Here is a 13,051-nt window from a genome sequence, read left to right as displayed (position 1 = left end):
CTGACGGGGCTGCTCGACAGTGACTCGACCACTATATCGAACGCCCGTGCGAAGCTTCAACGGGGTTGGGCGATCCGATCACCTCAACGCGCGGTGACCTCGTAGTCGGACAGGTCCGCCTTCCTCGTGCGCATCCAGTACTTCCAGGTGAATCCCGGCCACAGCGTGCGGTTCACGCCGTTCTCGTCGAGGTACCAGCTCCGGCAACCGCCGACCGACCACACCCCGTCGCCCAATTCGGACTGGAGCTCGCGGCTGAAGGCGTCCTGCACCGTCTGCCGAACGTCGACCTGGCCGATCTCGCCCTTGTGGATCCGGCGGATGCAGTCGATCACGTAGTTCAGCTGCGATTCGATCATGAACACGACCGAGTTGTGGCCGAGTCCGGTGTTCGGGCCGAGGAGGAAGAACAGGTTGGGGAACCCGGAGACCGTGATGCCGAGGTAGGTCTCGGCGCCGTCGCGCCAGGTGTCCTGGAGCTTGCGGCCTTCCCGCCCGACGATGGCGAGGTGGTCGTAGGCGTCGGTGACGTGGAAGCCGGTGCCGTAGATGATCGCGTCGACCTCGTGCTCCTGGCCGTCACCGGTCACCACGGAGTTCTTGCGGACCTCGGTGACGCCGCTGGTGTCGACGTCGACGTTGGACCGGTTGAGCGCCGGGTAGTAGTCGCTGGAGAGCAGGATGCGCTTGCAGCCCATCGAGTAGTCCGGCGTGACGGCCTTGCGCAGCTTCGGATCCGAGATCGTCTTGCGGATGTAGCGCTTGGACAGCCATTCCGCGGCCTTGCCGAGGCGCTTGTTGAACACCGCGAAGAAGCGAGCTTCCAGGACCCAGTACACCGCGACGCGCGCCGCGCGCTGCGCCAGCGGAACGCGCCGGAACAGCTTCTTGACCGACTCCGGGATCGCGCGGTCGGGCTTGGGCTGGATCCACGGGGGCGTGCGCTGGAACAGGTGCAGCTTCTGGGCCTGCTCCGCGACGCGGGGGACGAACTGGATCGCGCTCGCGCCGGTCCCGACGACCGCGACGCGCTTCCCTCGCAGGTCGTAGTCGTGGTTCCACTTCGCCGAGTGGAAGATCTCGCCTTCGAAGTCCTGCACACCGGGCAGATCCGGGTAGCTGGGGATGTGCAGGGCGCCGACGCCGGACACCAGGGCGCGGCCGACGTACTCGGTGCCGTCGCCGGTGGTGACCAGCCAGGTCTTGGCCTGCTCGTCGTATTCGGCGCCGGTGAACTCCACGCCGTGGTGCACGTGGTCGCGGACCTGGTACTTGTCCGCGCAGTGGCTCAGGTATTCGTTGATCTCGCCCTGCTCGGCGAACAGCCGCGACCAGTTCGGGTTCTGCTCGAACGAGAACGAGTACATCAGCGAGGGCACGTCGCAGGCGCAGCCCGGGTAGGTGTTGTCCCGCCAGGTCCCGCCGAGGTCGGAGGACTTCTCCAGGACGATGAAGTCGTCGATGCCGGCCTGCTTGAGCTTGATCGCCATGCCGAGACCGGAGAACCCGGTTCCGACGATGACGACCGAAGTTTCGTATCGACGCTGGCCAGGCGACTGCTTCTGCACCATCAGAGCCCCTCCTCGGACACCGGCACCGTATCTACTCCGCAGTAGGCTACTACGAGTAGGTTACCTGCGGTAGGGTTGATTCGTGACGAGGTCAACTGCGCCGGCCAGCGGCCGCAAGCGAATGTCCCGGGCCGAGCGCGAGACGCAGATCCTGGAAGTCGCGGAGCGGGTTTTCGCCGACGACGGTTACCAGGCGACCTCGATGGACGACATCGCCGGCCAGGTGGGCCTGTCCAAACCGATGCTCTACGAGTACTTCGGCTCCAAGGAAGGACTGCTGCTGGCCTGCCTGCAGCGGTCCAAGGCCGAACTCCTCGAAGCCACCAGCCGCGCCGCCGCCGAGGCGACCAGCCCGGAGCAGAAGCTCTACGACTGCCAGCTGGCCTTCTTCCGCTTCAGCGACGACCACGCGCAGGCCTGGGCGTTGCTGCGCAACGAGTTCTCCATCCCCAGCGCCTCGGTCAACACCGAGCTGGAGGCCATCCGCGTCCAGCAGCGCTACTTCACCGCGGACCTGCTGCGATCGGTGTGCGAGGACCTCGACCACGAGCAGGCGGAGGCCTACGCCGAGGCGATCATCGGCGCCAGCGAGCGGCTCGCCCTCTGGCGCGACCACCACCCGGAGGTCACCGCCGAGAAGGCCACCGAGCACATGATCGCGCTGTTCGCTCCGGGCCTGGGCTTCTAGACCCCCGCCGGGTGCGGGGCGCGAAGCGGTGCATGGGAACCTCTCTCCCACTGCCGCACCCGAGCCCACGCACAGATGTTCACTCGTTCGGGCTGCATTCGCCGAGTGCGGCTCAAGATCCTCTACAACGTCTCCGATGTCGAGTCAGCCGTGCCAACACCTCCGACTCGAGGAGATCCAATCTTGCGCTCCTGGACCACGCGCACAGTCAAGGCGGCCGTCATGGCCGCGGGCCTCGCCACTGTCGGCACCGGTGCCGCGAACGCGGCGGGAACCACCGACATCGAAAAGCCCGATCTGACGTCCGTTCCGGACGAGATCACCGCCGGGATCCCGGCCAACGCCTGCAAGATGCAGGAAGGGCCTTCGTTCAGCCCCACGAAGGCGCCGTGCGCCGACACGCAGCTGGACGTGAGCTCGCCGAACGTCATCAAGAAGGTCGGCGTCGACATCACCAAGACCGGGCACGGCATCGCCGGTGAGCTGCAGGACGGCCGTCCCGTGCTCGCCCCCGGCAAGCCGAACCGCGTGCTCGGGCACGTCTTCGCCGAGACCACCCGCGTGTCGAAGATGACCAAGACCAGGCCGACCGTCGGCGGCTCGGTGACCCCGGGCCACCTCGGCGTGGTGTACGAGCACACGCCCGACGCGGCGCTGCTGGACACCGAGATCGGCCCGCGCAAGCCGAACCACCAGGGCTTCTCCGCCGTGGACACCGCGGTTGCGCTGACCGCCGCCCAGGGCTACGAGTCCGAGCCGATCAGCAACCCGGTGGCCCTGGTGGCGCCGACGCTGCAGAACAACCCGCTGCAGACCTCCGGTGAGCCGCTGACGCTCGCCAAGCCCAGCGACGTGCTTCCCGCGACGAAGAACACCCCCGTCGTGTCCGAGGCGGACAAGGTCGTCAGCGGAGCCGCGGAAGCTCCGCTGCAGCGGATCAGCGGCGTCCTGCCGCTGGACTGAGCAACGCGATTCAGCCGGAAATCCACTGTGGAATGTCCGATTAAAGTCACTCCATCGAGGGTATTCGACTGAAAACGCCCTTCTGAGTTCGACTTGGGCGCGCGCCATGTCGCAGACTCTGCCGCGCGACACAGGAGAAGCGCAGAAATTCGCTGTGCCGCAAGGGTTAACACCCTGAAGAACAGTCATCCATAAGGAGAACCACAGTGCGTACCGCTGCACGTATCGCCGGCGTTGCCGGCGCCGCCACCGCCATGCTGGCCCTGGCCGGCCCGGCGTTCGCCGACAGCGCGGACAACGAGGGCGTCAACGGGGCGAACGACAACAACATCAGCGCCGTTCCGGTGCAGCTGTGCGGAGACAACGTCGCCGTCCTCGGCGCGGTTGTCCCGGTTCTGTCGCCGCAGACCGCGCAGTGCGTCAACGCCCCGGTCGTGGACCACCCCGAGGGCTGAGCTCGCTGAGCGAACGACGAGGCGCCGGGCCCGTTTACGGGTCCGGCGCCTCGTCATGTCAGCTCACTCGGCCGCAGTGGCCTTCACGATCTCCGCGTCCGGCTCGCCGTTGTCGAACGGTTCGCCGTTGGCAGCGCGCTTGACCAGCGACTCCGGCGGCTGGAACCGGTCGCCGTAGCGCTCCGCGAGTTCGCGGGAGCGGGCGACGAAACCGGCCAGGCCACCCGGGTAGCCGTTCATGTACTGCACGACTCCGCCGGTCCACGGCGGGAAGCCGATGCCCATGATCGAGCCGATGTTGGCGTCCGGCACGGACGTCAGCACGCCCTCGTCCAGGCACTTCACCGTTTCCAGCGCCTCGACGAACATCATCCGCTCGGTCAGGTCGGTCAGGTCGACCGCTGCGGGGTCGGTGTCGGCGGACCCGAAGTGCTCCACCAGACCCGGCCACAGTCCGGTCCGCTTGCCGTCGGCGTAGTCGTAGAAACCGGCACCGCCGGAGCGACCGGGACGGTCGAACTCCTCCACCATGCGGTCGATGACCTGCTCGGCGGGGTGCGGAACCCACGTGCCACCAGCGGCTTCCACCGCCGCCTTCGACTCGTCGCGGATCTTGCGCGGCAAGGTCAGGGTCAGCTCGTCGAACAGCTGCAGCACCGGAGCCGGGAACCCGGCCTGCGAGGAGGCCTGCTCGATGGAGGCCGGGTGGATCCCCTCGGCCAGCATCGCGACGCCCTCGTTGATGAAGGTGCCGATGACCCGGCTGGTGAAGAACCCGCGACTGTCGTTGACCACGATCGGCGTCTTGTTGATCTGACGCACCACGTCGAACGCGCGGGCCAGCGCTCGATCGCTGGTCTGCTCGCCCGAGATGATCTCCACCAGCGGCATCTTGTCGACCGGCGAGAAGAAGTGCAGCCCGATGAAGTCCTCGCGCTTGCGGACACCTTCCGCGAGGTCGGTGATCGGCAGCGTCGAGGTGTTCGAGCACAGCAGGGCGTCGTCGTCGATGACGTCCTGGATCTCGCCGAAGACCTGGTGCTTGAGCTTGAGGTTCTCGAAGACCGCCTCGATGACCAGGTCGCAGCCCGACAGCGGCTCGATCTGGTCGGTCGCGGTGATGCGGCCGAGCAGCTCGTCGGCCTTCTCCTGCGTGGAGCGACCCCGGGCGACCGCCTTCTCCAGGATCTTCGCCGAGTAGTCCTTGCCCTTCTCGGCGTTCTCCAGCGAGACGTCCTTGAGGACGACCTGCATGCCGGCCTTGGCGCAGACGTAGGCGATGCCGGCGCCCATCATGCCGCCGCCGAGCACCGCGACCTTCTTCGCCCGGAACTCCGGTTCACCGTCGGGACGGCTCCCACCGGCGTTGATGTGCTGCAGGTCGAAGAAGAACGCCTTGCTCATGTTCTTCGCGGTCTGGCCGCAGACCAGCTCGACGAAGTAGCGGCCCTCGATGTCCAGGGCGGTGTCGAAGTCGACCTGGCTGCCCTCGACCGCTGCGGACATGATGTTGCGCGGCGCGGGCATGGGGGCGCCCTTGAGCTGCTTGCGCAGGTTGGCCGGGAACGCGGGCAGGTTGGCGGCGAACTTCGGTGACGACGGGGTGCCGCCGGGGATCTTGTGGCCGGGGGTGTCCCACGGCTGAGCGGCCTCCGGGTTGGCCTTGATCCACTCCTTGGCCTTGGCCAGCATCTCCTCGGGAGTGTCGACCAGCTCGTTGATCAGGCCGGTCTTGAGGGCCTTCTCCGGCCGCAGCTGCTGTCCCTGCAGCAGAACGTTGAGCAACGCCTCGGCGATGCCCAGCAGCCGCACGCTGCGCACCACACCGCCTGCGCCGGGCAGCAGCCCGAGGCTGACCTCGGGGAAGCCGAAGCGGGCCTTGGGGTTGTTCAGCGCGACGCGGTGGTGGCAGGCCAGTGCGATCTCCAGACCGCCGCCGAGCGCGGTGCCGTTGAGCGCGGCGACCACGGGCTTGCCGAGCGTTTCCAGGCGGCGCAGCTGCTTCTTGACGTTGGCCGTGGTCGCGGAGACGGCCTCGGCGTCGCCGGGACGGGCTTGGATGAGTTCACGCAGGTCGCCACCTGCGAAGAAGGTCTTCTTCGCGGAGGTGAGGACGACGCCGGTGATGTTGTCGCGCTCGGTTTCCAGGCGGTGCAGGATCGCGTCCATGCTGGCCTGGTAGCGCAGGTTCATGGTGTTGGCCTGCTGCTGGGGGTCGTCCAGGGTCAGCACGACGATTCCGTCGGCGTCGGACTCCCAGCGGATGGTGTTCTGCTCGCTCATGTCTGATGTGTCCCTCAGCCGATCCGTTCGACGATGGTCGCGATCCCCATGCCGCCACCGATGCACAGCGTTGCCAGGCCGTATCGGAGGTTGCGGCGTTCGAGTTCGTCGATGACGGTGCCGAGGATCATCGCCCCGGTGGCACCCAGCGGGTGGCCCATGGCGATGGCACCGCCGTTGACGTTGACCTTGTCGTGGTCAACGCCGAACTCCTTCATGAACTTCAGCGGAACTGCGGCGAAGGCCTCGTTGATCTCGACCAGATCGATCTGCTCGATGCTCATGTCGGCCTTGGCCAGCGCCTTGCGCACGGCCGGTCCGGGGCCGGTGAGCATGATCGTCGGGTCGGCGCCGGAGAGCGCCGCGGAGACGATGCGGGCGCGCGGCTTGAGCCCGGTGCGCTCCCCGAGGTCCGCGCTGCCGATCAGCGCCAGCGCGGCACCGTCGACGATGCCGGAGGAGTTGCCGGCGGTGTGCACGTGGTCGATGTTCTCGACCCAGTGGTACTTCTGCAGGGCGACGGCGTCGAAACCGCCCATCTCCCCGATGTCGGCGAACGAGGCCTTGAGACCGCCGAGGGAGTCGGCCGTGGTGCCGGGGCGGATGTGCTCGTCGCGGTCGAGGACGGTCACGCCGTTGCGGTCCTTGACCGGGATCACGGAGTTGCCGAAGCGGCCGTCGGCCCACGCCTTGGCGGCGCGGTCCTGCGACTCGGCGGCGTAGGCGTCCACCGTGCCGCGGTCGAAGCCTTCGATGGTGGCGATGAGGTCGGCGCCGATGCCCTGCGGCACGAACGACGTGGCGTAGTTGGTCTCGGGGTCCATCGCCCAGGCTCCGCCGTCGGAACCCAACGAGACGCGCGACATGGACTCGACACCGCCGGCGAGGACCGCGTCCTCCCAGCCGGATCGGACCTTCTGCGCTGCGATGTTGACGGCTTCCAAGCCCGAAGCGCAGAAGCGGTTCAGCTGGACGCCGGCGACCGTTTCGGGAAGACCGGCGGCGAGCGCGGCGGTCTTGGCGATGTCGCTGCCCTGATCGCCCACTGGCGAGACCACGCCGAGCACGACGTCATCGATCAGCGCGGGATCGAGCTGCGGATGACGGCGCTGCAGCTCCTCGATCAGGCTCACGGCGAGGGTGATCGGCTTCACCCCGTGCAGCGAACCGTTTTTCTTTCCACGACCCCGCGGTGTGCGGATCGCGTCGTAGACGAACGCCTCGGACATGTGTGGCGTGCCTCCTCATTGCGGCAGGTGCTCCACCCAGAGTGTGACACCAATGCTGTCACAGTCAATGACCATCGCGCTGTCGGCCGGACGGAGCAGCGTGGTGTTCCGAGCATGGGAACCTTCCGTTCACCCTCCGCCCGCGAACCGGCCCGAGCTCCGCGATGAAGGTTCCCCTGCTGTCAACGACGAAGCGGGGCCGTCGCAACGACGGCCCCGCTTCACGGCACGACTTCATCGCAGCAGCGAGTCCGCTCCCGCGCCGCGGATCGAGGCGTCCAGCACCTGCACCGTGTGCGCCATCGACATGCTCTCCCCGCGCCGCTCCAGGGCGGTGCGGATCTGCATCGAACAGCCGGGGTTGGCCGTCACCAGCAGTTCCGCGCCGGTGTCGAGCACGTTCGCGGCCTTGCGGTCACCGAGCTCCCGGGCGGGCTCGGGCTGCAGCAGGTTGTAGACGCCGGCCGAACCGCAGCACAGCTCGGCGCGGTTGATCTCGCTGAGCTGCAGCTCGGGGATGGCGCGCAGCAGTTCACGCGGTTGCGACCGGATGCCCTGACCGTGCGCGAGGTGGCACGCGTCGTGGTAAGCGATCTTCACCGGCAGCGGGTGGCGTTCGGCCACGGGACCGAGCTCCACCAGCAGCTCGGCGATGTCGCGCACCTTCGACGAGAACCGCTCGGCCTTCTCCCGGTACACCGGGTCGTCCTGGAGCAGCCGCGGGTACTCCTTGAGCGTCGACCCGCACCCGGCCGAGTTGATGACCACGTGGTCCACGCCGGACGCTTCGAAGGTGTCCAGCAGCTCGCGGGCGAAGCCGATCGCTTCCTCCTCGCGCCCCGAGTGCTCGCTGAGCGCACCGCAGCAGCCCTGCGACGGCGGAACGACCACGTCGCACCCCTCCGCTGCGAGGATTCGGGCCGTGGCCGCGTTGACGTCGGGGAAGAACGCCGACTGGACGCACCCGGTGATCATGCCGACGGTCGCGCGCCGCTGCCCTCTGGCCGGGATCCGCTGCGGGAGCTTCTCGGCGCGGCTGATGGGCGGGGCGAGGGATTCCATGACCTGGAGCCCTGCGGGGAGCTTGTCCATCAGCCCGGCGCGCTTGAGCAACCGACCCAGCCGAGACCGCTGGTAGAGGGCGAGCGGACCGCGCATCGCGCGGAGCCGCTTCGGGTAGGGGAAGAGCGTGAAGATGGTCGTGCGCAACAGCTTCTCGAAGCGGCTGCGCTCGTGGTGGCGTTCGACCTGCGCACGGGCCTCTGTTATCAGCGTGCCGTACTGCACGCCCGAGGGGCAGGCGGTCACGCAGGCCATGCAGCCCAGGCAGGCGTCGAAGTGCTCGACCACGTTGTCGGTGAGCGGTTCGCCTTCGAGCCCTTCCTTCATCAGGTAGATGCGCCCGCGAGGGGAATCCATCTCCTCGCCCCACAGGTCGTAGGTGGGGCAGCTGGGCAGGCAGAAGCCGCAGTGAACGCAGTCGTCGATGAGTTCGCGCTGCGGCGGGTGGAAAGCGTCGAAGGCACCTGGGCGGGCCGGGGTCTCGGTCATCAGATTCCTCCCACGAACCGGCCGGGGGCGAGCCGGTGTTGCGGATCGAACTGGTCCTTGGTGCGGCGCATCAGCGTGAGCGGTCCGGAGGCGATGGGACCCCACGGGTCCACGACCTCCAGGACCTCGCGCGGAGCGCGTTCGAGCACCGCGTAGTCGGCGCGGTCTCGCAGTTGCGCGGTCAGCCGGGCGATCGCCGCCGGGTCCGCTCCCGCCGGCAGGCCCACGTGCAGCACGCCGAGCCCGATCGCACCGCGCACGGACATCGGCAGGTCACCGGAGCTCTCCTCGATGACGGTCAGCAGGGCGCGCATGTCAGCGGGCTCGGCGCCGACGCGCAGCCCGGTGCCGTCGGCGTCGAAGGGGTGCTGCCCCCACCACTGCGGCGGCTGGTCGATGACCTCACCGCCGACCGCGGCCGCCAGTTCCAGCGCGCGATCGTGCGTGGCAGAAGGGCGTCCTTCCAACTGCCCGCAGACCGCGAGCGCACCACCGACAGGTCGGTCGATCTCGATGGCGGTGGGCATGGCCTGCGAGTGGCGGATGGTGTCGGCGGCTTCAGCGGCCGCGGCGGGATCGTCGGCGGAGACGGTGATCCACCGGTGTTCGGCGGCCACGGGGTGCAGCCGGAACACGGCTTCGGTGATCACGCCGAGCGTTCCGAACGAGCCGGTGTAGAGCTTGCAGAGGTCGTAGCCGGCGACGTTCTTGACGACCTTCCCGCCCGCTGTGGTGACGGTGCCGTCGGCGAGCACCACGGTGATGCCGATCAGCAGGTCGCGCACGCCGCCGAAGAGGTGCCTGCACGGTCCGGAGGTCGCGGTGGCGATGACCCCGCCCACCGTGGCGGTGGCGAGGGGCTGGTCGATGGCGAGTTGTTGACCGCCTTCGCGCACGACGCGGTTGATGTCGGCGATCGGTGTGCCCGCCAGCGCGTGCACGACCAGGTCGCCTGCGGCGTGCTCGACGATCTCGTTGGCCGGCGAGACGTCCAGCAGCAGGTCGACGTCCCGGGGCGGGGCGCCCCAGTCGAGCTTGCTGCCCGATCCCTTGGGGACGACGCGCAGTTCGTGTTCGGCGGCGACCTTCATCGCCGCTGCTGCTTGTTCGGTTCCCTTCACCGCGGCCACCAGCTGGTGACCGATTCCCTGGGCGTCGTCCGCGGCCGGGCGCACGTTGTCGGCGCCGAGCGCGGCCGCCAGTGCGTCGTGAGCGGCGTCGGTGGTCTTCGTGCGCATCAGAACTGGTCCGCCAATCCCGCTTCGGTCAGGGGGTGCACGCCTTGTCTCCGTCCCGGCACTTCTCCGCACAGCCTCGGTGTGGGGAAGACCTTGCCCGGGTTGCAGATCCCGACCGGGTCGAACGCGCAGCGGACTCGCTGCATGGTGTCGAGGTCGTCGGCGGTGAACATGCGGCCCATGTACCTGACCTTGTCCGCACCGACTCCGTGCTCGCCTGTGATGGAACCTCCGTGCTCGATGCACAGGTCGAGGATCGCGCCGGAGACGGCCTCGGCGCGTTCACCCGCACCGGGTTCGGCGTCGTCGAAGAGCACCAGGGGGTGAAGGTTCCCGTCACCGGCGTGGAAGACGTTGGCCACGCGCACGCCGGATTCCCTGGACAGGCGGGAGATGCGTCCCAGCACCTCGGGCAGCGCGGTGCGCGGGATGACGCCGTCCTGAACGATGTAGTCGGGGCTGATGCGGCCCACTGCGGCGAAGGCCGATTTTCGGCCCTTCCAGATCATCGCCCGTTCCGCGTCATCGGCGGCGACCCGGATCTCGAAGGCGCCGTGCGCGCGGCAGTGCCGTTCGACCTCGGCGAAGGTGTGCTCGACCTCGGCGGCCGGCCCGTCCAGCTCGACGACGAGCACGGCACCGGCCCCGTCGGGGTATCCGCACTGCACGGCTTGTTCCGCGGCCTCGATGGCCAGGGCGTCCATCATCTCGATGGCGGCCGGGGTCACGCCGTCGGCGATGATCGCCGACACCGCCGCGCCCGCCTCGTCCGTGGACGGGAAACCGGCGAGCAGCGTCTGCACCACTTCCGGTTTGCGCAGTAGGCGCACGGTGATCTTGGTGACGATGCCGAGGGTCCCCTCGCTGCCGACGAAGGCCCCCATGAGGTCGTATCCGGGAGCGTCTCGCGCATCGGAGCCGAGTTCGACGAGCTCGCCGTCAGGGGTGACCACCTCGATGCCGAGGATGTGATTGACGGTGAAGCTGTACTTCAGGCAGTGCGCGCCCCCGGAGTTCTCGGCCACGTTGCCGCCGACCGAGCAGACCTGCTGGCTCGAGGGGTCGGGGGCGAAGTAGTAGCCCTGCGGCGCAGCGGCTTTGGTGACGTCGAGGTTGATGACGCCGGGTTCGACGACGGCCCGCTCGTTGGCGATGTCGATCTCCACGATGCGGCGCATCCTGGAGGTGACCACCAGAACTCCGGAGGAGTGCGGGAGCGCGCCACCCGACAGGCCCGTTCCAGAACCTCGCGCGACGAAGGGGATCTCGTGAGCGGCGCAGGTGCGCACGATGTCCCGGACCTGCTCGGCGGTCTCGGGGAGCACGACCACCGCCGGCACGACTCGGTGGCTGGCGAGCCCGTCGCACTCGTAGGTCCGCAGTCGCTGCGGGTCGGTGATGACCGCTGCGTCCGGCAGCACCGCGCGGAATTCCCGTATCGCGGTGTCCAGCGCGGCTGGGCTTCCCGCCGCTCGCTCGGTTTCGACACTGGCCGACTGCATCGTTCAGCCTCCCGGGAAACTTCCGCCTAGCAGAAAAACGGTTCCGTGAAAGGAAATCCTAGGTTGCTCACAACATAGATACAAGAGGTGGACAAGACGGCTTCCTGTCTCCTCGAGTGTGCACGAATATGCACGTCAAAGACGATCTCCGCAGGTCGAGGCCGCGGTGGAGCAGTGAGCGAAAGGGTCCCCCAGCACCACCCGATCGCCCTAAGCCCTGCCAAGTGGCTGCGGTGAGCGGAAGGTTCCCACCCCCTCACCACGGACTCCGACCTCGAGGGGCCACCAGGTCGTCAAAGGCCAGGTTCGGCGACTGGGCGGGCCGCTGCTCACCGACCACCGACCACCGGCCGCGGGTGCTCAGCCTTCTGCCACCAGCATCGGCACCAGCTGTTCCGCTGCTGTCAGGGAACCGTGGTGGCCGCGCAGCTTCGACTCGCCGGGCTCGACCACCGAGCGGACCACCCCGGTCGTGCGCAGGATCGCCAGCACGTCACCGATGCGCGGGCTCACCGCCGCCGACACCGGACCGAAGTAGCCCTCGTCGATGGCCTGTTCCCCGGTGATCACCGCACCGCGTTCGCCGATGGTGTCCCGCCACGCGGCCAGCACGTCGTCCCGCGCGCCGGGGTGGGTGTAGACGTGGCGGACGCGCACCTCGCCTCCGAGCAAGCGGACGCCCTCCAGCAGCGCGGGGTCGTTGTCGGCGTCGATCGCCGCTGCCGGGTCGAGGTCGACCATCCCGTGGTCCGCCACGACGCCGAGCACCGCGCCGGGCGGTAGCTGTTCGGCGACCATCTGCACGAACGCGTCGATCTGCCGAAGCTGCATGCGCCACTGGATCGACCCGGGTCCGTGGATATGTCCGAGCAGGTCAACGCCACCGTGGTAGCCGTAGCAGAGGGTGGGTCCGGGGCTGTCGGCCGCGTCGAGGAGCTCTGCGGCGAGGTCTCCCAACTCGCGCACACCGCGGAACCGCCCGCCGCGCAACGAGGCCCTGGTCAGGCCAGACCCCTCGAAGTGCGGGGGCACCGCGGTGCGGACGTCGACACCGGCGGCCACGGCTCGTTCCAGCACGGTCGTGTTGGGCTGCACCTGCTCCGGGGGCCACTTCTCCATCAGGCTGGCCCGCTCGCCGTCGGGCGCGCTGCGCGCGGTCCAGCTCAGCGGATGCAGCAGGCCACCGCCGGGTTCGGCGAAGGTGTAGCCGACGAGTCCGTGTTCACCGGCGCACCGTCCGGTGGCCAGCGAGGTGATGCTGGTGACGGTGGTGGTGGGGAACCCCGCTGTCAGCGGCGGCGAGTGCTGCAGGCTCGCCAGGAACGGCGCATCGGATTCGTGCGCTCGCAGCAGCTCGTGCCCGAGCCCGTCGATCAGCAGCACCAGGGCGTTGCGGCAGGGCGGGATGCCGATGGTGTCGGTGTAGCGGTCGATGCCCATCGCGGCCAGCATCGACGGCAGTACGTCGCGCAGCGCGCGACCATCGGGGTCGGGGGCGACGATCCAGTCCACGGCTCGCCTCCTTCACGGCGGGATGCGGGAACCGGCGGGGCGCCGGTTCCCGACGACGC

General features: G+C 68.6%; 10 protein-coding genes. 3 read left to right on the top strand and 7 right to left on the bottom strand.

Annotation, left to right across the window (positions count from 1 at the left end):
* Window positions 1-83: 83 nt before the first annotated feature.
* Window positions 84-1,571, bottom strand: a complete 1,488-nt coding sequence (locus KBO27_RS14850) for a flavin-containing monooxygenase (RefSeq protein ID WP_210970573.1) — start codon at window positions 1,569-1,571, stop codon at window positions 84-86.
* Window positions 1,572-1,653: 82 nt separating this feature from the next.
* Between KBO27_RS14850 and KBO27_RS14845 the strand changes: the two genes are divergently transcribed.
* From KBO27_RS14845 to KBO27_RS14835, 3 genes are all read left to right on the top strand, one after another.
* Entirely contained in the window at window positions 1,654-2,259 is a 606-nt protein-coding gene (locus tag KBO27_RS14845) for a TetR/AcrR family transcriptional regulator (RefSeq protein ID WP_307870419.1), read from the top strand.
* A gap of 183 nt (window positions 2,260-2,442) precedes the next feature.
* Window positions 2,443-3,222, top strand: a complete 780-nt coding sequence (locus KBO27_RS14840; RefSeq protein WP_210970572.1) for a hypothetical protein — start codon at window positions 2,443-2,445, stop codon at window positions 3,220-3,222.
* Window positions 3,223-3,428: 206 nt separating this feature from the next.
* Window positions 3,429-3,677 carry a hypothetical protein gene (locus KBO27_RS14835; RefSeq protein WP_235877495.1) on the top strand — a complete coding sequence of 83 codons (249 nt, stop codon included), beginning with the start codon at window positions 3,429-3,431 and terminating at the stop codon, window positions 3,675-3,677.
* 63 nt (window positions 3,678-3,740) lie between these two features.
* Here KBO27_RS14835 and KBO27_RS14830 read toward each other — a convergent pair whose 3' ends face one another.
* The 6 genes from KBO27_RS14830 to KBO27_RS14805 all read right to left on the bottom strand — a co-directional run bounded on the left by KBO27_RS14830 (window position 3,741) and on the right by KBO27_RS14805 (window position 12,992).
* Entirely contained in the window at window positions 3,741-5,960 is a 2,220-nt protein-coding gene (locus KBO27_RS14830; protein WP_210970571.1) for a 3-hydroxyacyl-CoA dehydrogenase NAD-binding domain-containing protein, read from the bottom strand.
* Window positions 5,961-5,974: 14 nt separating this feature from the next.
* The gene (locus KBO27_RS14825; protein WP_210970570.1) at window positions 5,975-7,189 is read right to left on the bottom strand and encodes an acetyl-CoA C-acetyltransferase; all 1,215 of its coding nucleotides are present in this window, start codon (window positions 7,187-7,189) and stop codon (window positions 5,975-5,977) included.
* A 234-nt stretch (window positions 7,190-7,423) separates the two neighbouring features.
* Window positions 7,424-8,740 carry a (Fe-S)-binding protein gene (locus KBO27_RS14820; RefSeq protein ID WP_210970569.1) on the bottom strand — a complete coding sequence of 439 codons (1,317 nt, stop codon included), beginning with the start codon at window positions 8,738-8,740 and terminating at the stop codon, window positions 7,424-7,426.
* On the bottom strand, window positions 8,740-9,978 hold the full coding sequence (locus KBO27_RS14815) for an FAD-binding oxidoreductase (RefSeq protein WP_210970568.1): 1,239 nt from the start codon (window positions 9,976-9,978) through the stop codon (window positions 8,740-8,742). The genes KBO27_RS14820 and KBO27_RS14815 overlap by 1 nt, the downstream gene beginning before the upstream one ends.
* Entirely contained in the window at window positions 9,978-11,480 is a 1,503-nt protein-coding gene (locus KBO27_RS14810) for an FAD-linked oxidase C-terminal domain-containing protein (RefSeq protein WP_210970567.1), read from the bottom strand. The genes KBO27_RS14815 and KBO27_RS14810 overlap by 1 nt, the downstream gene beginning before the upstream one ends.
* Before the next feature lie 360 nt (window positions 11,481-11,840).
* Window positions 11,841-12,992 carry an alkaline phosphatase family protein gene (locus KBO27_RS14805; RefSeq protein ID WP_307870418.1) on the bottom strand — a complete coding sequence of 384 codons (1,152 nt, stop codon included), beginning with the start codon at window positions 12,990-12,992 and terminating at the stop codon, window positions 11,841-11,843.
* Between the last annotated feature and the right edge of the window lie 59 nt (window positions 12,993-13,051).

This window comes from Saccharopolyspora endophytica (genome assembly GCF_018070075.1).
GTDB classification, from domain to species: Bacteria; Actinomycetota; Actinomycetes; order Mycobacteriales; family Pseudonocardiaceae; genus Saccharopolyspora; species Saccharopolyspora endophytica.
The sequence above is the reverse complement of the archived record's forward strand: the minus strand, read 5'-3'. Positions and strand labels throughout refer to the sequence as shown.